At 53.7% G+C, this 23,867-nt stretch carries 22 protein-coding genes and 1 pseudogene; 10 read left to right on the top strand and 13 right to left on the bottom strand.

Going from position 1 to position 23,867, the window contains the following annotated elements:
• Positions 1 to 168: 168 nt before the first annotated feature.
• From AC2IBB_RS29640 to AC2IBB_RS29610, 7 genes and pseudogenes are all read right to left on the bottom strand, one after another.
• The gene (locus AC2IBB_RS29640; RefSeq protein WP_486334011.1) at positions 169 to 1,437 is read right to left on the bottom strand and encodes a DUF3426 domain-containing protein; all 1,269 of its coding nucleotides are present in this window, start codon (positions 1,435 to 1,437) and stop codon (positions 169 to 171) included.
• A gap of 30 nt (positions 1,438 to 1,467) precedes the next feature.
• Positions 1,468 to 1,530 (bottom strand): annotated as a pseudogene (locus AC2IBB_RS29635) (MJ0042-type zinc finger domain-containing protein); the annotation flags it as partial.
• Between the two features lie 232 nt (positions 1,531 to 1,762).
• Positions 1,763 to 2,641, bottom strand: coding sequence for a 50S ribosomal protein L11 methyltransferase (prmA, locus tag AC2IBB_RS29630; RefSeq protein ID WP_486330260.1), 879 nt, complete (start codon positions 2,639 to 2,641; stop codon positions 1,763 to 1,765).
• A 14-nt stretch (positions 2,642 to 2,655) separates the two neighbouring features.
• A complete protein-coding gene (gene accC / locus AC2IBB_RS29625) occupies positions 2,656 to 3,996 on the bottom strand; it encodes an acetyl-CoA carboxylase biotin carboxylase subunit (protein ID WP_486330259.1) in 1,341 nt (446 codons plus the stop codon).
• A gap of 89 nt (positions 3,997 to 4,085) precedes the next feature.
• Entirely contained in the window at positions 4,086 to 4,541 is a 456-nt protein-coding gene (accB, locus tag AC2IBB_RS29620) for an acetyl-CoA carboxylase biotin carboxyl carrier protein (protein ID WP_486334010.1), read from the bottom strand.
• Between the two features lie 16 nt (positions 4,542 to 4,557).
• Entirely contained in the window at positions 4,558 to 5,001 is a 444-nt protein-coding gene (aroQ, locus tag AC2IBB_RS29615) for a type II 3-dehydroquinate dehydratase (RefSeq protein ID WP_486330258.1), read from the bottom strand.
• Positions 5,002 to 5,343: 342 nt separating this feature from the next.
• Positions 5,344 to 6,960 (bottom strand): GGDEF domain-containing response regulator, encoded by a 1,617-nt coding sequence (locus AC2IBB_RS29610; RefSeq protein ID WP_486330257.1) that lies wholly within the window; start codon positions 6,958 to 6,960, stop codon positions 5,344 to 5,346.
• A gap of 262 nt (positions 6,961 to 7,222) precedes the next feature.
• Here AC2IBB_RS29610 and AC2IBB_RS29605 point away from each other — a divergent pair, with 262 nt between their 5' ends.
• Entirely contained in the window at positions 7,223 to 9,226 is a 2,004-nt protein-coding gene (locus tag AC2IBB_RS29605) for an EAL domain-containing protein (protein WP_486330256.1), read from the top strand.
• 38 nt (positions 9,227 to 9,264) lie between these two features.
• Entirely contained in the window at positions 9,265 to 10,314 is a 1,050-nt protein-coding gene (locus AC2IBB_RS29600) for a DUF2333 family protein (protein WP_486330255.1), read from the top strand.
• A 26-nt stretch (positions 10,315 to 10,340) separates the two neighbouring features.
• On the opposite strand, the gene AC2IBB_RS29595 is transcribed toward AC2IBB_RS29600, so the two are convergent.
• A complete protein-coding gene (locus AC2IBB_RS29595; protein ID WP_486330254.1) occupies positions 10,341 to 11,117 on the bottom strand; it encodes an aldo/keto reductase in 777 nt (258 codons plus the stop codon).
• Entirely contained in the window at positions 11,114 to 12,316 is a 1,203-nt protein-coding gene (locus AC2IBB_RS29590) for an NAD(P)/FAD-dependent oxidoreductase (protein WP_486330253.1), read from the bottom strand. Before AC2IBB_RS29590 ends, AC2IBB_RS29595 begins: the two co-directional genes overlap by 4 nt.
• A gap of 150 nt (positions 12,317 to 12,466) precedes the next feature.
• On the opposite strand from AC2IBB_RS29590, the gene waaA reads away from it, so the two are divergent.
• Positions 12,467 to 13,744 (top strand): lipid IV(A) 3-deoxy-D-manno-octulosonic acid transferase, encoded by a 1,278-nt coding sequence (gene waaA / locus AC2IBB_RS29585; protein WP_486330252.1) that lies wholly within the window; start codon positions 12,467 to 12,469, stop codon positions 13,742 to 13,744.
• Between the two features lie 67 nt (positions 13,745 to 13,811).
• Here waaA and AC2IBB_RS29580 read toward each other — a convergent pair whose 3' ends face one another.
• Complete coding sequence (locus tag AC2IBB_RS29580) at positions 13,812 to 15,140, bottom strand: TolC family outer membrane protein (protein ID WP_486330251.1); 1,329 nt, start codon at positions 15,138 to 15,140, stop codon at positions 13,812 to 13,814.
• 397 nt (positions 15,141 to 15,537) lie between these two features.
• On the opposite strand from AC2IBB_RS29580, the gene nudF reads away from it, so the two are divergent.
• The 5 genes from nudF (at position 15,538) to gcvH (ending at position 18,812) form a co-directional block, all read left to right on the top strand.
• Positions 15,538 to 16,185 carry an ADP-ribose diphosphatase gene (gene nudF / locus AC2IBB_RS29575; protein ID WP_486330250.1) on the top strand — a complete coding sequence of 216 codons (648 nt, stop codon included), beginning with the start codon at positions 15,538 to 15,540 and terminating at the stop codon, positions 16,183 to 16,185.
• 36 nt (positions 16,186 to 16,221) lie between these two features.
• Positions 16,222 to 16,665: a DUF1249 domain-containing protein gene (locus AC2IBB_RS29570; protein WP_486330249.1), complete on the top strand. Its 444-nt coding sequence runs from the start codon at positions 16,222 to 16,224 to the stop codon at positions 16,663 to 16,665.
• 208 nt (positions 16,666 to 16,873) lie between these two features.
• Positions 16,874 to 17,677 (top strand): 3',5'-cyclic-AMP phosphodiesterase, encoded by an 804-nt coding sequence (gene cpdA / locus AC2IBB_RS29565; protein ID WP_486330248.1) that lies wholly within the window; start codon positions 16,874 to 16,876, stop codon positions 17,675 to 17,677.
• A gap of 54 nt (positions 17,678 to 17,731) precedes the next feature.
• Positions 17,732 to 18,325, top strand: coding sequence for a YqiA/YcfP family alpha/beta fold hydrolase (locus tag AC2IBB_RS29560; RefSeq protein ID WP_486330247.1), 594 nt, complete (start codon positions 17,732 to 17,734; stop codon positions 18,323 to 18,325).
• Positions 18,326 to 18,416: 91 nt separating this feature from the next.
• On the top strand, positions 18,417 to 18,812 hold the full coding sequence (gene gcvH, locus AC2IBB_RS29555) for a glycine cleavage system protein GcvH (protein WP_486330246.1): 396 nt from the start codon (positions 18,417 to 18,419) through the stop codon (positions 18,810 to 18,812).
• Positions 18,813 to 18,876: 64 nt separating this feature from the next.
• On the opposite strand, the gene AC2IBB_RS29550 is transcribed toward gcvH, so the two are convergent.
• Entirely contained in the window at positions 18,877 to 19,752 is an 876-nt protein-coding gene (locus AC2IBB_RS29550; RefSeq protein ID WP_486330245.1) for an HDOD domain-containing protein, read from the bottom strand.
• Positions 19,753 to 19,943: 191 nt separating this feature from the next.
• Between AC2IBB_RS29550 and AC2IBB_RS29545 the strand changes: the two genes are divergently transcribed.
• Positions 19,944 to 21,137: a class I SAM-dependent rRNA methyltransferase gene (locus tag AC2IBB_RS29545; RefSeq protein WP_486330244.1), complete on the top strand. Its 1,194-nt coding sequence runs from the start codon at positions 19,944 to 19,946 to the stop codon at positions 21,135 to 21,137.
• Positions 21,138 to 21,329: 192 nt separating this feature from the next.
• On the opposite strand, the gene AC2IBB_RS29540 is transcribed toward AC2IBB_RS29545, so the two are convergent.
• Both AC2IBB_RS29540 and AC2IBB_RS29535 read right to left on the bottom strand, forming a co-directional pair.
• Complete coding sequence (locus AC2IBB_RS29540; protein WP_486330243.1) at positions 21,330 to 22,472, bottom strand: imelysin family protein; 1,143 nt, start codon at positions 22,470 to 22,472, stop codon at positions 21,330 to 21,332.
• A 2-nt stretch (positions 22,473 to 22,474) separates the two neighbouring features.
• Positions 22,475 to 23,131, bottom strand: coding sequence for a histidinol-phosphatase (locus tag AC2IBB_RS29535; RefSeq protein WP_486330242.1), 657 nt, complete (start codon positions 23,129 to 23,131; stop codon positions 22,475 to 22,477).
• Positions 23,132 to 23,370: 239 nt separating this feature from the next.
• Here AC2IBB_RS29535 and rppH point away from each other — a divergent pair, with 239 nt between their 5' ends.
• Positions 23,371 to 23,856, top strand: coding sequence for an RNA pyrophosphohydrolase (gene rppH, locus AC2IBB_RS29530; protein WP_127973470.1), 486 nt, complete (start codon positions 23,371 to 23,373; stop codon positions 23,854 to 23,856).
• Positions 23,857 to 23,867: the final 11 nt, after the last annotated feature.

The raw sequence follows: 23,867 nt of genomic DNA, 5'->3' as shown, positions 1-23,867 counted from the left end.
ATAGAGTATTTTTTATCCCAAATCTCAATATGTTGATCAACCGTTAACCATAACGACGAAGCGTATAGGGCAAATGGCCTAATTCGGGAACTTGGCTGCAGAGTCAAGTCCAAATCCTGTTTGTTTGCATCCGTTCTTGTCGCTGCAGCGTGCTGCCTGTGGCCTTTATTACTGGGAGCCGGGTGCTGGACCGGATAAGGCGGAAATGAAATCCAGCGTGTAATTGACCGCCTGCTTGCCGGGATCAAGTATCTCCAGTGTGATATGCACTGGCGCGCTGGGCGGCATCTGGGTCATGTCTTTGGCTTCGCCGGACAGATACTCAAGCGGCGTAAAGACTCGGTGAGCGATGACATTGTTGTTAATGTCGGAAAAATTCAAAGAAATGTTAGGGAAAGGCTGCGCAAAGCTGGCCTGATTAGTAATGATGGCGTCGATAATCAGAGCCTTGTTGACTAAAGGGTGACTGCGCACCACCAGGTTCTGGCTGCGAATCTGGCCAACGTCGTACAAAGAGGGAAGGGTGCATCCGATTACCTCGCACGCCTTGGCGTACCATGGACGCAATTGGTCATAACGAGCCAGTTTATCGAAGTGGAACCACGCTAGTTGCGATACCAGGAACACCACCAGCAGCAGGTTGGCGAAGGTCCACATGACATTGCTCAAGACGCCGGGGGACGCTTTTTGCTCATAAGAGTGATCAATGCTGATCGGCTCTGCGCGCAGCCCATGAAATTGGGACTCGGGCTCCGCGTGCATGGGCGTTTCAAATTCGGGATAGCTTTCGTATTCCGGCTCTGGCTCAGGCGCTGCAGGGGCAGGAGGCGCAGGCTCTGGTTTTGGCGGAGGCGGCGGTTCGACTTTGAGCCCTTCTTTAGGCGCTGCTTTTTTAATGTCCTTCTTTTCTTCCTGAACAGGGGGGGGAGGGGGGGGCGTGTGTCCAGGACGCTCCAGCTCTCGCAACATCTGTTCAGCCCAGCTTTCGTCGGTGGTTTCTTCTTCTTTTGTCTCATCGGCGGTTTCAAATTCGCGCTTGGCGCTGGGGCCGCCTCGATCCAGCTCACGGAAGCTATCGCTTAGCTCGCTTTGGTCGAACATGCCGCCGGAATAGCCTTCATCATCTTTATCTTCTTCCGGGTTATCCTGGAAAATAAATTCGTCATCTTCGTCGCCCGCGGCAACCAGCGCATCGGTCAGATCGCCAAGATCGTCGTCCGGGTCCATTGCTGTGAGCGGAGTGATAATTGATGAAGAAGCTTTTGCCGTGCTTTCTTTTACGCTGGGTTCAACTTTGGGCTTCGCCGCTGCTTTAGGCGCGGGAGCTGCTGTCGCTTGTCGGGCTGGTCTGGGAGGTGGCGCTTTAACGGGAGTCGGGTCCACATGCGCTGGCGCGCTGTCAGACATCAAATGCTCCGCTGCGTTGAATACCTTCATGCAAGCGCCGCATCTTACTTTGCCATGGGCGGCTTGCAGCTGTTTATCAGTAACCCTGAAACTTGCAGCGCAATGTGGGCAGCGAGTGAGCAAAACGCCTCCTGGAAAAAACTGCGTCAGTAGTTAAATGTAGACCAACTCTATGTTAGGGATGTTCCTGCAAATGGGGCGCCGAGATCGTCGCACATTCACAAAGTTGTTTAAAAATGAATGAATTGTTCCCTATTTGCAAGAGCAACTTTGCGCTCCATTGTCGCCTGGCGAAGGGGGGCTGTCTATCGCGTGAGTGGCTAACCGGCGCCTTGAGAAGACGCCGGATTGGCGTTCAATAAGGCAGGCGTTTACCGCTGATCAGGACCCAGTCCTCTTTGTACTCGGTGGGGTCCAGTTCGAAGTAATTGCGGTACGCTTCCGCCACGGCTTCTTCCTGATCTTTCAGTATGCCGGACAGAGCGATAGAGCCGCCGGGCAGGGTAAGCGCCGCCAGCTTCGGCGCCAGACTGATCAAGGGATTCGCCAGGATGTTGGCGATAACGACTTCCGCCTGCATCTCCGGCATTTTTTCCGGGAAGTGCAGAGTCAGACCTTCACTGACGTTATTGCGTTCGGCGTTGTCGCGGCTGGCCTCCAAGGCCTGGGGATCGATATCCGCGCCAGTGGCGTGACCCGCTCCCAGCAACAAGGCTGCGATAGCAAGCACGCCGGAGCCGCAACCGAAGTCGATAACTTGTTTGCTTTGCAGCTTCTGGCTATCCAGCCATGTGAGGCAAAGCGCGGTTGTGGGATGGGTGCCAGTGCCAAAAGCCAAGCCGGGGTCGAGTAATAAGTTGACGCCGTTGGGATCTTCGGGCTCCCCCCAGCTTGGACAAATCCACAGCCGGGAGCCAAAACGCATGGGATGGAAATGGGTCATCCACTCCCTTTCCCAGTCGCGGTCTTCAATAACTTCGCACTCAATGTCCGCTGCTGCAATCTGATTACGCTCCAACTGCTCACGGATCATTTCCGCGCTGGTGTCGGCGCTGAACAGGGCGACTACCTGAGTATTACGCCACAGGGGAGTGGTTCCAAGATCCGGTTCAAGGACGGGATCGTCGGCCGCGTCGAGCATGGTGACGGAGAGGGCGCTCAGGCCCTCGAAAATCTGCTCCAGAGCGGCGGCCCCGGCTTCATCGGTTAAGACTTTTACTTGTAACCAGGACACCTGTGTTCCTCAAATCACGCTTTTAACAGCTTTTCCAGATAGTGAATGGTGTACTCCATACGGCGTACGCCTGCGTCGGTCACTAACCGTCGGTGCAGAGGAATATTGGTTTTGATGCCTTCCACCAGCATTTCGTCCAGAGCATTGTTCATGCGATCCAGCGCGTTGTTGCGGTTGGAGCCCCAGCAAATCACCTTGCCGATCAGTGAGTCGTAATAAGGGGGAACCTTATATCCGCTATATAAATGGGAGTCAACACGCACACCGTTGCCGCCTGGGGCGTGGTAATGCGTCACGGCGCCTGGGCTGGGTGTAAAGGTGCGGGGATCTTCCGCGTTGATGCGGCACTCAATGGCGTGACCGCGGAACTGGATGTCTTCCTGTTTGATGGAAAGAGGCATTCCAGAGGCGATACGCAACTGCTCTTTCACAATATCGACGCCGGTGATCATCTCTGAAACAGGGTGCTCGACCTGTACGCGGGTATTCATTTCAATGAAATAGAAGCGTCCGTCCTGGTATAGAAACTCGAAAGTTCCTGCGCCACGGTAACCGATATCCTGGCAAGCCTGCACACACGCATGAAGTGTCGCGGCGCGAGCTTCTGGATCGACATCCGGGGCGGGGGCTTCCTCCAGAACTTTCTGGTGGCGGCGCTGCAGGGAGCAGTCGCGGTCGCCCAGATGGATAACGTTGCCCTGTCCGTCAGCCAGCACCTGAACTTCGATGTGGCGTGGGCGATCAAGGAACTTCTCCAAATAAACGGTCGGATCGCCGAAAGCGGCTTTAGCTTCGCTCTGCGTTAACTGGATGGCGTTAAGCAGCGCCGCTTCGCTGTTGACCACCTGCATACCGCGGCCGCCGCCACCGGAGGCCGCTTTGATGATGACCGGGTAGCCAATCTTGCGAGCGACTTCCAGCGTACGTTCTTTGTCTTCTGTGATGGGGCCGTCGGAGCCCGGAACTGTCGGCACGCCCGCTTTGCGCATGGCCTGGATGGCGGAGACTTTGTTGCCCATCAGGCGAATGGTGTCTGGCTTGGGGCCGATAAAAACGAAGCCGCTTTTTTCCACCTGCTCGGCGAAATCGGCGTTTTCCGCCAGGAAACCATAGCCCGGGTGGATGCCAACGCTGTCGGTGACTTCCGCCGCGCTGATGATAGCGGGAATATTCAGGTAGCTGTCCGTGGGACTGTTTGGGCCGATACAGACGGACTCATCCGCCAGTCTCACATGCATCAGGTCGCGGTCCACGCTTGAGTGCACCGCTACGGTATTAATGCCTAACTCTTTGCAGGCGCGCAGGATGCGTAACGCGATTTCGCCTCGGTTGGCTATAAGCACTTTTTCCAACATGGTAGGAGTACCCTAAAAAAACATTGCCGTCCGGCTTGCGCCGGAATGATCTGGATGTCCCGCTGGACGGGAAGAGCCCATCCGGGCTCTTAAACAATCGAGAACAGCGGCTGATCGAACTCCACCGGTTGTCCGTTTTCCACCAGGATGGCTTCAACGGTGCCGGATTTGTCCGCTTCAATCTGGTTCATCATTTTCATTGCTTCGACGATGCACAGCACGTCGCCAGCCTTGACGGTCTGTCCTACTTCAGCGAATACTGGCGCAGAGGGCGATGGCGCGCGATAGAAAGTGCCCACCATTGGCGATTTGACCAGATGGCCATTATATTGTGGTCCGGAATCAGCTTCCGCTGCCGGTGCTGGCGCAGCGACGGGGCCCGCCGCAGGACGCGAGTCAACGGCTGCAGACGTCACGTACACAGGCTCTGCGCCCGCTAGACGGCGGCTGATGCGTACGGAATCATCGCCTTCTTTGATTTCGATTTCGGCGATGTCTGATTCTTCAATCAGTTCAATTAGTTTTTTTACTTTTCTGATATCCATCATAGGCTCTCGTAATTTATTTTCCGGTAATCTTTGAAAAAGCGGCCTGTAGAGCGAGTTCGTAACTCTGACTGCCGAATCCGCATATCACGCCAACGGCGATATCGGAGAAATAGGAGTGGTGGCGGAACGTTTCACGGGCGTGCACATTGGACAGATGCGTCTCAATAAAGGGAATGCCGACGCCGAGAAGGGCGTCGCGTATCGCCACGCTGGTATGGGTGAAGGCCGCCGGATTGATGATGATGAAGTCCACGCCTTCTTTCTTGGCTTCATGGATGCGATCAATCAGCTCGTACTCTGCGTTGCTTTGCAGCGTCAGCAGGTGGTGGCCCGCCTGTCTGGCGATTTCCGTCAGGCGGAAATTAATATCGTCCAAGGTCTCTGCGCCATAAATTTCCGGTTCGCGCGTTCCCAATAAGTTCAAATTAGGGCCGTGCAACACTAGAATGCTTGCCATGGCGTCTTGTCCTTATATGTCGGATATTTAAGGTGTAATAAAAGCAAGATTTCGGAAGTTTGACTCTTTTGTCTACTATATTCAAGCAGATTGCCGCAGTTTGCGGTCATACTTTGGTAGTAGCGCTGGAGCTGTGGGAATAGGAGCGATTTTCCCAGAAAAAACAGGGCGTTTCGCATACTTGGCGGAAGCTTTTACGTCACTGTCATGATAACGGCGACAGCGGCAATTTAACCCGGTCCTGTGAACTATTTTTGATACTTCGGTTTAAAACACAATAAGCGCATTGTTGTAGGCGGTTTCCACGATGGCTGGAAACCGGCGGATTCAGAGCCTTTGCGCCTACCTGAACACTTTCACGCAGTTCCGCCCTGCGTGTTTGGCTTCATATAACGCTTTATCCGCCTTTTGCGCCAATACTTGCTGGGTGTTGCCCGCCTGATACGCGGCGATGCCGCAGCTGAATGACACTTTGAACATGTCGTCTTCAGTCGGGTGCATCAGTTCGCCGAAACGCTCGCGGATGTCGTTCATCATGTTTTTCGCATCACACTCGTCCGTATTGGGGAGCACCACGGCGAATTCTTCTCCACCGTAGCGGCCTATATGGTCGGTCTTGCGCAGCCTTTGTTTTAGGAACAGCGACATGCTCTTCAGCACCCTGTCGCCGACAGGGTGGCCATGGGTGTCGTTGATGCGCTTAAAGTAGTCAATGTCCATCATGGCGAAGCTGAGCGGTTCGCCAGTTTGGTTTGCTTTGTTGATCTCCATGCTGAGCAGATTCAACGTGTGGGTATGGTTGTAGAGCCCGGTCAGACTGTCGCGGATCATCATGGCGTGCAGGGTGCGCGCGCGCCGCCCGCGATTATGAATGGTGGCGATCAGGTGGCGCGGATTGATTGGTTTCACCAGGAAATCGTCGCCGCCCAGGCTCATGGCGTGCAGCTGCTTGTTGATGTCGTCCTCGGCGGACAGATAAATAATAGGGACGCTGACGAATTTATCCTGCTGGCGAATCACTTTGGCAAGTTCGGTGCCGGTGCAGCCCGGCATATACATGTCCATGATGATGATTTCAGGAGAAAACTCATCCAGAGCAATTAAAACCTGCATCGGGTCGGTGATGATCTTGGAGGTCATGCCCGCCTTGCGGAGGGTGCTTTCCATAAATGCCGCCTGGGCCCTGGAGTCGTCTACTACCATAATGCGGTAGGGCTCGTGAGCGCTGGATCGAGTGTAGGTCTCCACTTTCTCGATAAGCTGCGCCGCATCCAGGGTGCGCTCTACAAACTCTTCACCGCCGCAACGCGCTGCTTCCAGGCGGGTATGGATATCCCCCTCGCGATGGCAGATGAACATGACGGGGATCGGCGTCTCGTGATTGGCCTGGATGCGTTTGATCAAGTCAATGCCTGCATTAGCCTCGCCGCCGAAGTCTACGTCGACAATCATGGTTTCAGGTTTGTTTTTCTGGGTCGCGGCCAGCAGAGTGTCGTGAGTCGAATACAGCTCTCCACGGAAGCCAAAAAATTGCATTTGCTGGGCGATGCGCTGAGCCAGGTCTTTTTGATTCAGAGCCAGATAAATCGGCGAGCGTAAATAAGTCCGATTGGCGCTGCTGTCGGTGCGATCGGTTTTGCGCTGGGTGACGGTCGCCAACTGCATGACCTGCTGCTCTACTGCGAGGATATCGGCGGTAGTGACGGGGGTTTTGCGCAGGCTGATGCTTTTAAGGCTGGTATTGATCGATTGTGCGATGCACAGATGATCCGTCATGTCGAAACGGGCTGCGTAACGACCCAATTTATCGGTTGCAAGCTGGAAGTCGGAAAACCATTGTTTGTCCTGCCAGTTCCTTTGCTTCAACTGTTGCCATGCTTCCAGGACAATGCGCGCCTGCGTCGTTACCCGGCCGGCGAAGTGCTGCTTGAGTTTGTCCCGTTGACTTTCTATGGTCATAGAGAGGGTAAATCCGCTTCCATTAGTGGTTGCAACCAGTTTTTCTTTCTTCTATGCGCCTGATTTACAAGTACAAAATTCAAGCCAGGACGTATTGATATAAGTTTCAGTATAGTTTGGCAATTTTATTTAAATATAGTCGTAAACTGTATGTGTATGTAAATTCTTGTGCATTTGTGTATTAGCGCAAACCTTTAGGCGTCTACCGCGGGGGATTTGAGCGGGAAGCGCTGGAAAAGTGACCAAATCCGACGGGGTCGTCATGATTGATAATAATAAAGCATTGCGTGACAAGCGATCGATCAAAGTACTGATGCTGGGGCTGATCTCGACGATGTTGTTGATTTTATTGGGCGGTGTGTTCGGCCTGAATCTGTGGCAGAAGAAGTTGTACCTGCAGGATCAGTTGCAGTCCCACGCCAGAGATTCTGCGACATCGCTTGGCTTGTCCGTTTCTCATGTGGCGGACCCGCAGGATTGGGTGGTCGCGTCGTCCATGGTGGACGCTATATTCGATTCGGGCGCTTATCAGGGTATCCGTATTCTGGATCAGGAGGGACGCTCCGTCGTGGCGCGTACAAACGCTGAGGATCTGGAAGGCGTGCCGAAATGGTTCGTGCGTTGGATCGACTTGCAGGCGCCAGTGGGCGAAGCGGATGTTATCGCTGGCTGGCGCCCGGTCGGGCGCTTGCTGGTGCAAAGCGACCCTGGCATCGCCTATCGAGAGTTATGGGCGACGCTGCGTAATCAGTTCGTCTGGTTTGCAGTAGTTACGCTGTTCGCTTTTGCGGCCTTTCATTTGCTCCTGAGTGGTTTGTTGAGACCGCTGCAGCGATTAGAGCAGGCGGCGCACCGCATCGAAGATAAGCACTTTGATGTGTCGCTGCCGATTCCGGGCACTCGTGAGCTGGCGAAAGTCACGCTGGCTGTCAATAGTATGGCGGATCACTTGCGGCGCTCCTTCGAAGAACAGGTGGCGACCATTGAGTCGCTGCGTAAGTTGGCGCTGCTTGATTCCGTCACCGGGGTATTGAACCGGCAATCTTTTGATAATCGTTTACAGGCGGCTTTGGCGGGAGACGATGGCGACAGCGTAGGAACCTTGTTGCTGGCGCAGCTATCCGGATTGTCTGAATACAACGATCAGTTTGGGAGAGAACAGGGTGATGCGCTCCTGAAACAGATGGCGGAAGTGATCCATGACGAATGCCTGTCGCATATCGGCAGTTATGTGGGACGGCGCGGCGGCGGTTGCTTCACTGTGTTTCTGAGCGGGTTGACGGACAGTCGTGCGGAAGCGGTGGCGGACCGCTTGCTGGAGAGGTTGACCTCGTTGCCGTTGCTCATGAATTGGGGCGGCGCTAATCGTTTGCATATTGGATTGGTCACTACAGAGGGAAGAACTCCCTTGGCGCAAGTGTTGTCGGTAGCGGACTTCGCCATGCGGATGGCGCAGAAGTCTTGCGCTAATGCTTGGCGCAAAGGTCGTAGCGGCGGCCGGGATGGGGGGCAGAAGCCGCTAACCGCGACAGAGTGGCAATCGTTGTTGTTGGCGACGCTGGCGGATAAGGGGTTTTATCTGCACTTTCAGCCAGTGTTGAGCGACGACTCCCGTAGTTTCGTCTTCCATCAGGCTTTGGTGCGTATGAATAGGAATGGGAGAGTGCTGGCGGCGGCGGAGTTTCTCCCTATGGCTGATCGCTTTAATCTGGCTTTGAAGGTCGATGCTCAAGTACTGGAGGATGCGCTGAAAAGATTGTCTGAGCATCATGAGGATGCTGCGTTTTGCGTCAGTCTGGCGGTATCCAGCATGCAGTCGGCGGAATTTGCTGATGCAGTGAGTGTGATATTGCGTCGTTTTTCCGCGCAGTGTCCGCGCTTGCTGCTGGAGGTTTCTGAGCACGCTTTGCAGGCGGCCTGGGCGGGGTTCGACCGTCTGTTACAGTTGCGTAATGAATTGGCTTTCCGTATCGTCATCAGCCGATTTGGCTCCACAGGCATGCCTTTCGGGTATCTGAAAAGCTGTCCGGTGGACATGATCAAGATCGACCCGGGTTTGGTGAAAAATATTCATAAAGATCAAGGGCATCAGTTTTATTTACGTTCCATTGTGCAGATTGCGCATTCGCAGGCCATAAAAGTCATCGGCGTAGGCGTGGAGTCACAGGATGACTGGGATAGTCTGGTGGAGATCGGGGTGGACGGCGCAATGGGATATTATCTCTTTCGGCCTCAGGAGAGCCCGCCACATATGGCGGCGCCGTGAGCGGCGGAGCTTGAAGATTGCGAGGAGCGGCAATATCTATGTGGCAAGCGATAAAAGACTTTTTTAATGAACGCGGAGAAGAACTCGGCGATTACGTGGGAGGTGGTTTTTTGGCTAAATTGATTGGCGGCGCACTGGGCGTATATCTGATCGTCGCGTTGTTTGTCGGCTGGTATTGGAGTGATGAACCGGCACTGTTTGAGGTCGGCCCCAACGCCAGAAGCGTGGTGACGGACCAGAACCGTCCGCTGGTGGTCGGGAGCACCACAACGGCGACAGTGATTACGCTGGTGGATACGCTTCTGGAAAAGCCTGGCGGTTACATATCCAATGACGTGTTTCCTCCTGGACTGTGGTTGGACAACATTTCCCACTGGGAGTATGGGGTGCTGGTGCAAGTGAGGGATCTGAGCCGCGCCTTGCGTAAAGATATCAGTCGCTCTCAAAGTCAGTCGACGGAGGATCGCGATCTGACGGTGGCGGAGCCTCAGTTTAACTTCGATAGCCGTTCCTGGATTATTCCGTCCACGGAAGATGAATATCGTCGCGGCTTAAAAGCATTGCGCAGTTATTTGAACCGTCTGTCCGACCCGAACAAACCGGACGCCCAGTTTTACGCCCGTGCTGACAATCTGCGCAACTGGCTGTCTGACGTGGAAACGCGTCTCGGCAGTTTGTCGCAGCGGTTGAGTGAGAGCGTCGGCAAACGGCAGCTGGATATGGCGCTTGCCGGAGATAAGGCGGCGAAACAGTCCACGCCGGGGCAGGGGGAGGTAGAGCTGAAAACCTCTTGGCTGGAGATCGACGACGTATTCTACGAAGCGCGCGGCACCGCCTGGGCGCTTATCCATATACTCAAAGCGATCGAGGTGGACTTCGGCGACGTGCTGCGGGACAAGAACGCGGTGGTCAGTCTGCGCCAGATTATCGTAGAGCTGGAGGCGACTCAGGAGTCGGTCTGGAGTCCGGTTATTTTGAACGGCAGCGGATTTGGCGTACTAGCCAATCATTCGCTGACCATGGCGTCGTTTATTTCGCGGGCTAATGCGGCGATCATTGATTTGCGCAGCCTGCTGGCGCAGGGATAACCTAAACTGAACGAAAACAGCGCGCGTTAAACTGGCAACGCGCGTACGTTTTCTTTGAAGTGCTCGGGATTGATCGTGCCGATAATGGCGCTGGATACGCCGGGGTGGGCGAACACGAACTCCATGCTTTTCCGCAATGGGTCCTCGTGGGGGCCCGCGCATATATGGCCGCTGGCCAGTGCTTTTTTAATCAAAACTCCCTTCTGATTCGCTTGGGCGTAATCCAGCACTGGTTTTTCTTCCTGATGCTCCAGGTTGTAAGTCACCATAGCGACATCCCCTTGTTGCAGGGCGGCGATTCCACCCTCCACGGTCTTGCCGGACAGGCCGATCGCGCGAATCATTCCTTTGGCCTTTAGTTCAGCGAGGGCTTGCAGCGCGCCTTCTTTCTGCAGAATCGCCATATCGTCGCCATCGGAATGAATTAGCACAATGTCGATATAATCTGTGCGTAACCGTTGCAGACTTCGCTCGACGCTCATGCGCGTGTGTTCCGGGGTGAAGTTGAAGTGGGATTGCCCGTCAACAAACTCCTCGCCCACTTTGCTGCATATCACCCAGCGTTGGCGGCGGCCTTGTAATAGCGAGCCCAGGCGAGTCTCGCTGGAGCCGTAAGCAGGCGCCGTATCAATAAGGTTAACCCCGAGTTCTTCCGCCAGACCAATCAGTTCCAGCGCTTGCCGGTCATCGGGGATTTTGAATGCGGTCGGATATTTAACGCCTTGGTCGCGTCCCAACTTCACAGTGCCTAATCCGAGCAGGCTGACCTCGATGCCGGTGTCGCCGAGTGGGCGATATATCATGCCAGCATCTCCTGCCATACTGGCGCGCTGATCCTGGGGCGAGGAAGGAAGCTTAAGGCTCCCAGGTCGCTGGACGCACCGGGCTCGACGCCATCCGCCTGCAGTTGCGCCATGACGTTGTCGACCAGATTGGGCGTTAGCGCCAGTTTGGTCGGCCAGCAGGTCAGAATATTCTTTTCGCTGTGAACAAACGCCGTATCCGGACGCAACATGCCTTTTTGTTGAGGCTCTGCGCGATGAATCAGGAAGCTGGACCAGCGTGATTCGCCCAGGTCAATCCAGGGGAGGAGGTCTTTCACCAGGGTTTTGGCGGAATTGATCTGCGTTTCGCGATCAAGCTCAACCCCGGTTTCCGCCAGATTGCCGCCCAGATACCAGACAGGCTGGCCATCCTGCATGTAGTGACTGGTGATCGTCAGCAGCGGCTTGGAGCCGGCGCCGATGCAGTGCGCGTAAACCGGGTGAGGATACTGGTGACGCACTATCACCATGTGCAGAGGTCTGCGCTGCATGGCGGGGCGATGTAATTGAGCGCCGTGCAGGACACTCTCATTACCTTCTCCCGCTGCGAGGATGAAGCGCTTGGCCTTGACGCGCACACGCTTGTTTTTACCTACCAGGTGCATCTCCACGATTTCCCCTTGATCCTGCACCAATGTGCCGGGTTGGGTGCAATCATATTGGAGTATGCCGTCGCTGAATGGGCTGATTAGCGCATTGATTACGGTGGGGACATCCAACACTAACTCGTTCAGTGCATAGAAGTTGCCATGGAAGTCTGGCGTATTGAACGCGGCGGGACGCTCTGTGGAAGCGTCTCCAGATACTTTGCCGCGCACGGCTTTACTGGCGAAGAAGGCTGTCAGCTTGGAGACGAGACGATCACGGGACCACATATAGTGATATTCGGAGAGTACGCGCGCAGAACTGAGATCCACGTCGCCCTCGCCTTTGAGGCAGGCGCGCCAGCGATCCGGCATTTCCGAAATGGCGTTGGCGGCGGTGGTTAGCGCGCCGTTGAGGGTGTACTTTGCGCCGCCATGAATAATGCCCTGGGAACGAACGCTTTGTCCGCCGCCCAGAGTTTTCTTCTCCAATAGCAGCGTGCTATAGCCCGCTTTGCGCAGCCGATAGTTCAGCCATAGCCCAGCGATTCCCCCGCCGATAATGACGACATCTGTCTCTAGAGTTTCTGCCATTCGGTGGCTCCATTACGAAAAATGCGCGCCATTATAGCCGTTCGTCAGACCGAACCCAAACCCGCCGCGAGCTTCATGAACAAGATTTAAAAGCCTGATTGCTCCTTCGGCGCTGTGCTAAACTCGCCTCCGGTTTGAAAGAGCGGCGACATGGCGAGATTCCTTTACACACTCATTTATTACTTGATCCTCCCCCTAATTCTAGCTCGTCTGTACTGGCGAGGGCGTTCAGCGCCTGCATATCGGTTACGCTGGCGGGAGCGTTTGGGCTGGTTCAAGGCCCCGGCCTTCGCCCAACGACCAATATGGGTTCACAGTGTCTCCGTAGGGGAGACTGTGGCCGCAGCGCTGTTAGTGAATCGCCTGCTGAAAGAGTATCCAGAGCGTCCTGTTGTCGTCACCACCATGACGCCGACGGGGTCTGAGCGAGTGAAAGCACTATTTGGAGAGCGCGTATTTCATGTGTATGCGCCTTATGATCTCCCCGGTCCAGTCATGCGTTTTTTACGCCGTCTGAATCCCTGCGCCCTGGTCATTATGGAAACGGAGCTATGGCCTAACTGGATTGCGCTGTGCGCGGCGCAAGGCATACCTACAATGGTGGCCAACGCGCGGCTGTCAGAACGCTCAGCCAAAGGATATGGCAAAGTATCTGCGGTCACCCGGCCAATGCTGCAAGGTTTGTCCTGGGTGGCGGCGCAAAATTCTGCGGATGGCCGCCGTTTTGTGGCGCTTGGGTTGCCTGAGGAGCGTCTCAGCGTCACTGGCAGCATTAAATTCGACTTAACTGTGAGTGAAGAGCTGCGGCAACAAAGCGTGGGGCTTCGCCAAGCCTGGGGCGGCGCCAAACGATTTGTTTGGGTGGCTGGAAGCACCCATGAGGGCGAGGACGCGGTGATGCTGAACGCGCATCAACAGTTGTTGGCGCATCGCCCTGATGCGCTTCTAGTGATTGTTCCCAGGCATCCTGAGCGTTTTGACAAAGTGGGAGAAGATATACAGAAAGCTGGCTTACGGATGGTCAGGCGCAGCGCTAACGAGACGGTAACCCTGGAGACGCAGGTTATACTTGGCGACACCATGGGGGAACTATTGCGCTTTTATGCCGCTGCGGATTTGGCTTTTGTTGGCGGCAGTCTAGTTGATACCGGCGGTCACAATCCATTGGAGCCGGCGGCGGTAGGTAAGCCCGTGCTGATGGGCCCCGCAGTGTTTAACTTTGCGGATATCTGCGCGCAACTGGAGCAGGCGCATGGACTTCGATTTGTTGAACGGGACTCTCTGGCGGATGTTCTGTCTGAGTTGTGTTTAAGTGAAAGCGAGCGACAAAGAATGGGCGATGCGGCGTCTAAAGTTGTGGATGATAATCGGGGTGCTCTGGAGCGACTTTTAAATGGCGTCGTGCAGCGCTTGCCTGACTTGAAGTAGCTGGCGGGATGGGAATTAAAAAAGCCGCAATATCAATTGCGGCTTTTTTACGCTATTTACATAACGATCAACGAGTCAGCACATTGACCGGCTCCGCCAGCCATTTGTTCAGTTCGTTGATATCGTTGACGGACAATACGCCGGCGGTCTGTTTGAATGACAGCGTATTCAGAACAAAGTCATAACGGGCGTTTGCGTAATTGCTGAGGGAAGCGTAGTACCTGCGCTCCGCATCCAGAACTTCAACAATGTTGCGAGTGCCCACGTCGTAGCCGGCGCGAGTCGCTTGCAGCGCGCTGTCTGAAGAAATAATTTCCTGCTTGCGGGCCTGGATAGACTCTATATTGGTTTGCAAAGTCCGGTAAAGGCTGCGCAGCTGCAAACGAATATTACGCTGAGCGGTGTTCAATGACTGCTCGGCCTGCACCAGACGGTAATTGGCCTGACGCACGCCGGACTGGGTTGCTCCACCGGTATAGATCGGGACGGAAAGATTTAAAGATACGGACAAATCATTGCTGCGTTCATCCGCAGCGCCTCGGCCGTCGGACTCACTGAAGCCATAACTCGCTTTGGCGTCAAGGGTCGGGTAATGCCCGGCTTTTTGCGCGGAAACGCTGCTTTGCGCGCTCTGAACGCTCCAGCTTGCCGCCAAAACCTGAGGATTGTTGGCGAACGCCGTCTCTTCCCATTTGACTGCAGAGTCTGGGGAGACCTGCACAACAGGCAAGTTTTCGCTGAGCGCCTGTACGGTATCCGTGTAGTCTCCGGTAATGCGCTGCAGACTTTCCAGAGCGACATCGAGCTGTCCCTGTGCGTTGATGCGTGACACCTTGCCGGAGTCATAGGTCGCTTTGGACTCATGCACCTCTGTGATTGCGATCAATCCAACTTCAAAGCGCTCTTTCGCTTGCTCCCACTGACGCTGAAAAGCTTCCTCCGCCCGTTTGGCCGTGGTCAGGTTGTCCCAGGCGCGCAGGACGCCAAAATAAGCGTCGGCGGTGCGGAACAGTAAATCCTGTTCTGCGCTGCGTAGTTCTTCATCTGCGCGATTGCGGGAATATTTGCTGGCTTGGTAGCTGTAATACGTGTCGAGCTTCAACAGTGGCTGAGTCAGAGTAACTTCGCCGCCCTGGCTGACGTAGCTGTCATCTGGGTTGATGCGAGTATCCACATCATGATGGGAGACGCTGGCGCCGGCGCCGACGTTGGGCATCAGTCCTGCGCGGGTTTGGATGACACTTTCTGCTTCTGCATTTCTTCCCGCCAATGCGGCCGCCAGTTCAGAGTCGTATTGCAGAGCTTTATTGTAGGCGGTGGTGAGATCCATGGCTTGAGTGGAGGCGCTAAGGCATAGCGCCCCGATGGAGATAAGCAACTTGCTTGGTCGGAACATGACGTCGGGCACCCCTCTTTAACAGTCCGGGTTGTGTGGAGTAAACACTTGAAAATTCGTATGAATTAAAAATGCCGCACAGTTTAACGCAGAATGCGTCTCATTAGATCACGAAGTGTGGAAATAAATCATTACGTATGTATACGGTGATTACATGGGGCGGTATCTTCGGTTATTAATAGGCTCCGCGCAATAGCGCCCAAGTGGGGCGGCCATGCATGGTCTACACTGCTAACTCGTTTAGAATTCAAATCTAGGGGGGGGAAGTCCGGGTAAGAGGCCGTAAAGCCATTGCAATCGAAAATGGTTTAACATGAAATAATTGCGCTTATCTGAGCAAAAAGCCGCGCCAGAAAGGGCGCTACGAAATCCGGATACATTGAGCGAGAGGTGAAAGGTGAAGCAGGATACCCAGAAACTGCCTACAGACAGTCAATTTGGTAAGGACGATGTGGAAGTGATTTCCAGGCAGACTGGCTATCAGGGTTTTTTTTCTATCCAGAAACTCGAACTCAGACATAAATTGTTCGCGGGCGCCTGGTCTGAGCCCATTCGCCGCGAGTTGTTTGTGCGCGGCGGCGCTACCTGCATGCTCCCTTATGATCCGGTGCGCGATCAGGTAGTGCTTTGTGAACAGTTCCGTATTGGCGCCTTGTATGAAGGCTCTTCGCCCTGGTTGATGGAGCTGGTGGCGGGAATCAATGAGGAAGGCGAAACGTCTGAAAGCGTTGCGTGTCGCGAAGCTCAGGAAGAGGCTGGGTTGGAGGTGAAGGCGCTGCGAAAAATTCGTCACTACCTGCCGTCTCCTGGTGGAAGTTCGGAATCCATTGACCTGTTTTGTGGTTTGGTGGATGCGGAAGGGGTTGAAGGGCTTTATGGATTGCCCCATGAAGGAGAGGATATCCGCGTGCACGTGGTGAGTCGTGAGCAGGCCTATGCATGGGTGGAAAGCGGACGCATCAAGGATGCGGCGGGAATCATTGCGTTACAGTGGCTGCAGTTGAATCGCGAGCAATTGCTGACGGAGTGGCGTGAGTTTTTATGAGATGATGATTACGACTTCAATTACGAAGGAGAATGCGTGAAACAACGGTACGTGCCAGACATCGCCCAGTTCGGAGCAATCTGCGAGGCTAATTATTTTCGCCTGAGCAAACTCGTCGCTGATAGGGAAGCCGGCTCGGAGGTTACTTATTCGCTGCAAAGCCATGCTGCGTATCTGGGGTTAATCCGTATAAAGGTACTGGAAGCCAGCCGTTATACTAACCTCTTGTTTTTGGAACAGGTTCACGCAATTGGTCGATGGGTGAATAACCCTCAGTTAACCGTTCGGATATATCACGACGCACGTATGGCGGAAGTCATCAGCGCGGTGAATCATGCGCGAGTAGAGGCGGTGAACGATTATCCTAACGGCAAAATGCATTTGCCTGATGAAAAACTGCAACTAAACCAGTTTCTTTCCGAGTGGCTGAATTATTGTCTTCACCATGGTCATTCGACGGAAGAACTGAGAAATTTATAATCCCTCCGGCTCAATGTTAGCCGGCTGATTCAGGGACGAGTAAACAGCCGGTGACGGGCCAAAAGTGTCTGATTGTTGTGAAATAACACAAATTTCAATGATTATGTGACTGACTAACTGGAAAATGTCCATATCCGGCATATATTTTTTATAAGTAAGCAAAAGGATTTTCCCGTAACAACTCACTCAGACTGCGGCGGATGATGAGGTGGCGTCAGACAATAATCAAGCGTTAACCGTTATTCAGGTAACGGACTCCCACCTGCGGCGGGAACCGGACGGCACTCTGTTGGGCATGAATACCCGACGCAGTCTGGATGCGGTTTTATCTCTGGTGCGCGCGAACCACGCCAATCCGGATATGGTGCTCGCCACCGGCGATATTGCGCAGGATGGCTCCACGGAAGCGTATGAGTGTTTCCACGAAAAAATGGCGCCTTTTCAGTGTCCTGTATATTGGTTTTCCGGCAACCATGATGATCCTGGCGTTATGGCCAGAACGGTGCGCGACGCTGAGTGCCTGGCTAAAGTAAAAAACTTCGGCGCCTGGAAACTCATCTTTCTGGACTCCTCCGTCCGGCGCAAAGTACACGGTAAGCTGGCCAGAAAAGAGTTACTGTTGTTAAAGGCGGAGCTGGAGAAAGATCAGGACAAACATGTGATGATCTGTTTCCACCATCATCCGGTCGATATCGACTGTGATTGGCTGGACACGATTGGTTTGCACAACAGGGATGAGTTTTTCTCTGTCATTGACGCATTCGAGCATGTCCGCTTGGTACTTTGGGGACATATTCATCAGGAATATGACAATATGCGCAATGGCGTGCGTCTGTTGGCGACTCCTTCCACCTGTGTGCAGTTTAAGCCCTACAGCAAGGACTTCGCTGTAGACAGTCTGGCGCCAGGTTATCGCTGGCTGAAGCTGTATGGCGATGGCCGAGTGGAGACATCGGTGGTGCGCGCCAGTCATATAGAGTTTGAAGTGGACCTTACCAGTAAAGGTTATTGAGTCTGTTTCCCCCTGTAGCGGTTATGATGTCCGCTCGTCCGATTGTGAGTACTGATGAACCATCCCTATATCCTTTATCTGCACGGCTTTAACAGTTCGCCGCAGTCTCTCAAGGCGCAATGCTGCCGGCAATGGCTTGCAAAATGCTATCCGGCCATAGAGATCGCCATTCCGGCATTACATTACTCCCCCGCTGTAGCTATGGAGCGGCTGGAAAGAGACTATTTTACAGAAAGCTGCAGGCCGCTGGGTGTGATTGGCAGCTCGTTGGGTGGTTATTACGCTGCTTACCTGCATCATAAGCATGGTGTTTCTGCGGCGTTGATTAATCCGGCGGTCAGGCCCTATGATCTGTTGGAAGGGTATTTGGGCGTAAATAAAAATCTATATACGGACGAAGAATATCTGTTGGAGCCTCGCCACATGAACGAACTATTGGCGTTGGATTCTCCGCCTCCAGTTGTCGGTGAGCGTATTTACACTCTGCTGCAGACTGGCGACGCCACCTTAAATTATCGTGAGGCGGCGTTGAAATTCTCAGCATGCGCACTTTGGGCGCAGCCTGGCGGATCGCATGAGTTTGAGGGCTTCGAGCGGGTTTTGCCAAGTGTCGTAAATTTTTTTCTATCGTCTACAATCCAGAAATGACGATAAAAGGATTTTAATAACGCAAACCAGCGTATGTCCGTATAAAATACCCGAATATTAACCTAATGAATTGACAAAGAAGGGTCAAAAGATGAGCAGCGTTCCAAGCGAACTGAAATACAGCCCCACTCACGAATGGGTATTGCTGGAAGACAACGGCGTGGTGACTGTAGGCATTACCGATCACGCTCAGGATTTGTTGGGCGACATCGTGTTTGTTGAGCTGCCTGAAGTCGGCGCGGAACTCGGCGCGGGGGACAATGCCGGCGTGGTTGAATCAGTTAAGGCTGCGTCCGACATCTACTCGCCAGTTACAGGTGAAGTGACGGAAGTCAATGAGGCGTTACAGGAGTCGCCGGAGCTGGTTAACAGCGACCCTTACAGCGATGGTTGGCTCTTCAAAATCAAAATAGCCGATGTAGAAGAGCTGGAAGGCATGATGGGCGCTGAAGCCTATACGGCGCAATGTGAAGCGGAAGAAGGCTGATTGGCTGACCCGATATTGGCGAATGCGTCCGGAAAGTTCCGGACGCGGGCCGATTTTTCCGCCTTTAGCGGTAGTTGCTGACGCTGACCCCCATTTCCGAAAACGATTCTTTCATCTCATCCACGTCATAGTTGGTTAAACCAACGAATTCCAGCACGTCTTTATGAATGCGGTTCCATTCATGGTCCTCCGACTGCCTGCCTAGCACGTGGAAATTGCCGCATATGTGTTCGGATATTTTCAGCACCGCCAATAAGGTTTTTTTCTCTGGATTACGGCTTTCCCGGTCGCCGAAGATTCTCTCGGCGCTGTGATGCTCCGCTATGGCTTCGCAGATATGCTTGGGAAGATTCCAGGATTTGGCGGTGTAATATCCCACCACGGCGTGATTGGTGTTGAGCCGCTCATTTTCCGTTTCGGTTATGCGCTTGTCCACTTGGCTATAGGCTTCCTCCACCACTTGCAGGTAATTGGGAAAGCGCTGAATCATCAATGGAATACCACAGTTGTGGAAAAGACCCAGTAAGTAAGCTTCATCAGGCGACTGAAAGCCGATTTTCTTGGCGATATTGGCTGAGATGCTGGATATGTCGTTGGCTGTGTCCCAGAAGCGGGTGAGCTCCACTATATGCTCATCGGACATCTCGCCTTTGATGGAAATGCCGTTGATGATATTGACCACACTCTTCAGGCCTAACAGTGAGACTGCCTGGGCGATGGAGCTAATCTTGTTGGAAAGGCCGAACATGGGCGAGTTGACGAACTTCAACACGGTGCCGGCAAGTCCGACGTCCTGACTTATCAACTGCGCGATACGGCCAATATCCGGGTCCGGCATGACCTGTTCCATTTGAATATCCACCAGGATTTGCGGCTGTGGCGGTATTTTTATTCCTTGCAGAATATGCTGGATTTGCTCTTCGTTGAGTTCGGTGCTCATGAGGACTCCTGTGTGAATGCAGCGGATTCGACGCCGCAAATTAAGTTTAGTCCAACTGATAAAGTCTGGGGCGTTGAAGAATCCCGGTCGGGCCGACATTTAGCGGCTTCTGCCGCTCTTTATCAGTTATAATCCGCGCGGTTTCATTGAATCACCAGCGCCGGCGGCGCAGCAACTAGTGAGGGGCGAATATGGACGCGGGCGTATTGCGTTTACGAGAAAATGCCGACAAGAGGCTTCGTAGCGGGCATTTGTGGGTTTACAGTAACGAAATCGATATACAGAAAACGCCATTGACGGACGTGACGGCGGGCCAGCCAGTCGTTATTGAAAACGCCAAGGGGAAAGCGCTGGCGACGGCCTTTGCAAATCCCCACGCATTGATTTGCGCGCGAATTGTCAGCCGCAGCCCCAAACTGTTTCTGTCCCGCTCCTTGTTGATAAAACGAATGCTGGCGGCGGACGAATGGCGGCGTGAATTATTTGCGTCTCCGCATTATCGGATGGTGTTTGGCGATAGTGACGGATTGCCTGGCCTGGTGATAGACCGTTTTGGCGCAGACTTCGTAGCGCAAATCTCCACGGCTGGTATGGAGCAATTCAAGGATGATGTCGTCGATATCCTCAAAAATAACTTTTCCGCTCGCACCGTCATCTTAAAGAACGACGGCAAGATGCGGGAAGTGGAAGGCCTGGAGCGGTATACCCAGTGTTTTGGGGACGAAATCGAGGCATTGGAGGTTGTTGAAAACGGTGTGTCCATGTCGGCGCCTGCTCAAGGGGGCCAAAAAACGGGATGGTTCTATGATCACCGCCCCAACCGCGCCGCGCTGTTTCCCTGGGTGAAGGGAAAGCGCGTGCTGGACCTGTTCAGTTACGTTGGCGGCTGGGGTGTTCAGGCATTAGCCAATGGCGCGGAGTCAGTCACTTTTGTCGACTCATCAGAGAGTGCGCTGGAATGGGCGCAACGCAATTGCCGGATACAGATGGATAACCCTCCCTGCAATCTGATTCGTGAAGATGCTTTCAGCGCATTGGAAAGTCTGTGTCAGGAAAAAGAGAAGTTTGATGTAGTTATCGTAGATCCTCCTGCGCTAATACCGCGGCGTAAAGACCAAAAGCAGGGAGAGCGCGCATATCAGCGATTGAACCAGATGGCGCTGAGATTGACGGCTCCAGGCGGTATGCTTATGTCGGCGTCCTGCTCTATGCACCTGTCTTCTGAGCGTCTGAGGGATATTTTGAGGGCGGCGACGCGGGAGGTTGACCGTACGGCGCAATTGATATTTCAAGGAGGACAAGGCGCAGATCACCCAATTCTTCCTGCGATCCCGGAAACGGATTATATCAAGGCTATGTTGCTGCGCGTGACGCCGACTTTATAGCGGCTCCTATGCGGAGATAATGGCCGGAGCCACCCACCGGTCTTCAATAAACTATTAATCAGGCAGACAAATAGCTTCTTTCTATTTGTCTGCAACGACAGAGTCTGCGCATGTCAGGCCCTGTCTCCCGCCGCGCAGGCGCATTCATGCGCCTGAGTATCAACATGTCAATATCATTGCCAGGGTAATAAGCTAGTCTCCGGCGAAGCGGATAATTATCTGCTCGCGAAGCTGCAGTGCTTGATTCTCGCAGATGGCGATTTGTTCTTCGTTGTCTGTGGCTGTTGGCTTTACTGCTGTTAAACAGTTTTCCAACTTCAGACGAAGCTCCTTCAGGCTGTTGCGGGTCTGGGTGTCCGTGAACAGAGCGGGCTCCGCCAGAAAAGGCTGCATGGCTCTGATTCGACCTCGCCAGAAATGAGCGGCGTCTTGACTGAACTCCAGATGTTCTTGAAAGCGCCAGCCCGGTTCGCCGTCTTTGGGCTTCAGTGCGCCGACTACCTCTCGATCGATAAAGTCAATGAGAGCGATGAGCCAGGGATTGGCTTCCCTCACTTCTTCCATCTGGCTCATGCTTCTCCCTTTCAGGAATATGCTTCCCGAAGGAGGACTCCAGGCCGCGGTGAGGTCAGCCACATCCTGTAATAGCCGCTTTCCCTGTAAAAGCAGGAGCTTGCGCCTGCGTTCAGTGTCAGGGGCGTCGGCATTGGCAGTGAAGCGAGCGGCTTGTTGCGAAGGATCATTATGCGACCAGAGCATGAACTCGATGGGATGCATTCCGTAGACAAGGTAGTACTCGTCCGCAAACTGATGCTGTTCCGCCAGGGTTGCATCGTTTATTTCCAGATCTTCCGCATAGACCAGGCCGCTTTTAGGGTAGCCGGGCACCTCGTCAAGATATCCTCCCAGCAAGGGAGCGGCGTCCAGCAATGAGGCGCGATTATAGGGCGCGCCATTCATCTTGCGATTAAGGTAGCTTTTGGCTGCGGGCAATTGGCTCCATACTTTCAGCTCCTGCAACGCTGTATGCGTTTGCAGCCAATCCTCACGAGCTTCATTCAGGGAGGACTGCGTTGGCGTATTAACAAATTGCTGCAAGCTGCGATTCAGCTTTTCGACTGCGTGCAGAGCAGTTTTATGTCTCTCGGTTGCGGCGTTCCAAAGGGGGGATAGGGTAGTCTCGGCTTGTGCGTCAGCATGCTCTTGTGTTGCGAGCGGCATGGCGGTTTGATCTTGCGCCGCTGGTGCTGGAGAGCGCTGTTCAACGCTTTTGTCACAGCCCGCCAGCGCCATGCACACAGACAGCAGTGTCGCAGAAGTTCGAGGTCTGCTCATTCTCATGGACGCAGACTCATGATTTCCCAGCCGCGCTCACGGGCGGTTTGCAATAAACGTTCGTCTCCGTCCACGACAACAGGGGCGCCGACATGCTCCAGTAGTGGAATGTCATTGTGGGAGTCACTATAAAAGTAGGCGTCTTTTAAGTCGTACGGGTTGTGTTGCAGCCACTCGCGCAGACGCGTCACTTTCCCTTCCTGATAACTGGGCGTACCGCTGACTTTTCCTGTGTAGCAATTGTTGAGGAATTCCGGTTCGGTGGCGATCAGTTCATCCACTTCCAACAAATCGGCGATAGGTTGGGTGACGAAGCGATTAGTGGCGGTGATGATCAGCAGGTAATCGCCACGGTCGCGGTGGCTACGAAGCAGCTCAAGCGCCTTTGGAAGCAACAGAGGGCGGATCGACTCTTCCACAAACTCTTTTCGCCATTGGTGCAGTTGCTCCAAAGGGTGCTGGGTCAGGGGCTGTAAGGCGAACCCCAGATACTTGAAGATATCTAACTGGCCTTTGAGGTAGTCCTGATAGAACTCGTCGTTTACGCGTTTGAAGTCTTCCTGATCGACAATCCCCCGGTTTACCAGAAAATCGCCCCAGGCGTGGTCGCTATCGCCGGCGATGAGAGTATTGTCCAGATCAAAAATAGCTAGAGCCAATGCTTAAACTCCTCTGTGATGGGCGTGGGGATTGTACACTATAAAGGAAATCGATCCGTAGCGGCCAACTGAAGCGGAAACCAGGAGGGCTGGGCGTCCGGGATGACATACTGTTATTTATTGACTAAATCCTAATATATTATTAGAAGAGTTAGCTAAAAGCCCTTAAAGTAAAGCTAATTTGTATACAGCTGTTCAATTGTGGAACAATGTTGAAAAAATTATAAGGATGGCAGTTCGTGATAGACGCTGAAGGTTACCGTCCCAACGTCGGCATCATACTGTGCAACCCTCGTGGTGAAGTGTTCTGGGCCAGACGTATCGGACAAGACTCCTGGCAGTTTCCCCAAGGCGGAATCAAGAAAGACGAATCGCCTGAAGAAGCTCTGTTCAGAGAGCTAAAAGAAGAAGTAGGGCTGCCGCCTGAGGCTGTGGAAATTGTCGCCGGCACCCGCGGCTGGTTGCGTTACCGCCTGCCGAAGAAAATGATTCGCTATGACTCTCATCCTGTGTGTGTGGGACAGAAGCAAAAATGGTTCATGCTGCAACTGTTGGCGGATGAATCTGAAATTTGCACGAGTTACACGGACAAACCTGAATTTGACGGCTGGCGTTGGGTTAGCTATTGGTATCCCCTCGGGCAGGTAGTATCCTTCAAACGAGAGGTATATCGACGGGCGATGAGGGAGTTCGCCCCGGTCTTGTTCAAGCGTGAGGAAAGTTGAAGCGTCCCGCC

The organism is Hahella sp. NS-SX17 (assembly GCF_057367735.1).
Note: the sequence above shows the minus strand (reverse complement) of the source record. Positions and strands in the feature narration are given on the sequence as shown.

Excerpts from the sequence above, each read along its gene's own strand:
- AC2IBB_RS29640 (WP_486334011.1), bottom strand. The coding sequence starts at position 1,437 with ATGAAGGTATTCAACGCAGCGGAGCATTTGATGTCTGACAGCGCGCCA.
- AC2IBB_RS29560 (WP_486330247.1), top strand. The coding sequence starts at position 17,732 with ATGAACCATCCCTATATCCTTTATCTGCACGGCTTTAACAGTTCGCCG.
- aroQ (WP_486330258.1), bottom strand. The coding sequence starts at position 5,001 with ATGGCAAGCATTCTAGTGTTGCACGGCCCTAATTTGAACTTATTGGGA.
- AC2IBB_RS29540 (WP_486330243.1), bottom strand. The coding sequence starts at position 22,472 with ATGAGCAGACCTCGAACTTCTGCGACACTGCTGTCTGTGTGCATGGCG.
- accC (WP_486330259.1), bottom strand. The coding sequence starts at position 3,996 with ATGTTGGAAAAAGTGCTTATAGCCAACCGAGGCGAAATCGCGTTACGC.
- AC2IBB_RS29590 (WP_486330253.1), bottom strand. The coding sequence starts at position 12,316 with ATGGCAGAAACTCTAGAGACAGATGTCGTCATTATCGGCGGGGGAATC.
- AC2IBB_RS29610 (WP_486330257.1), bottom strand. The coding sequence starts at position 6,960 with ATGACCATAGAAAGTCAACGGGACAAACTCAAGCAGCACTTCGCCGGC.
- waaA (WP_486330252.1), top strand. The coding sequence starts at position 12,467 with ATGGCGAGATTCCTTTACACACTCATTTATTACTTGATCCTCCCCCTA.
- accB (WP_486334010.1), bottom strand. The coding sequence starts at position 4,541 with ATGGATATCAGAAAAGTAAAAAAACTAATTGAACTGATTGAAGAATCA.
- AC2IBB_RS29580 (WP_486330251.1), bottom strand. The coding sequence starts at position 15,140 with ATGTTCCGACCAAGCAAGTTGCTTATCTCCATCGGGGCGCTATGCCTT.
- AC2IBB_RS29600 (WP_486330255.1), top strand. The coding sequence starts at position 9,265 with ATGTGGCAAGCGATAAAAGACTTTTTTAATGAACGCGGAGAAGAACTC.
- AC2IBB_RS29605 (WP_486330256.1), top strand. The coding sequence starts at position 7,223 with ATGATTGATAATAATAAAGCATTGCGTGACAAGCGATCGATCAAAGTA.
- AC2IBB_RS29545 (WP_486330244.1), top strand. The coding sequence starts at position 19,944 with ATGGACGCGGGCGTATTGCGTTTACGAGAAAATGCCGACAAGAGGCTT.
- AC2IBB_RS29550 (WP_486330245.1), bottom strand. The coding sequence starts at position 19,752 with ATGAGCACCGAACTCAACGAAGAGCAAATCCAGCATATTCTGCAAGGA.
- AC2IBB_RS29595 (WP_486330254.1), bottom strand. The coding sequence starts at position 11,117 with ATGATATATCGCCCACTCGGCGACACCGGCATCGAGGTCAGCCTGCTC.
- gcvH (WP_486330246.1), top strand. The coding sequence starts at position 18,417 with ATGAGCAGCGTTCCAAGCGAACTGAAATACAGCCCCACTCACGAATGG.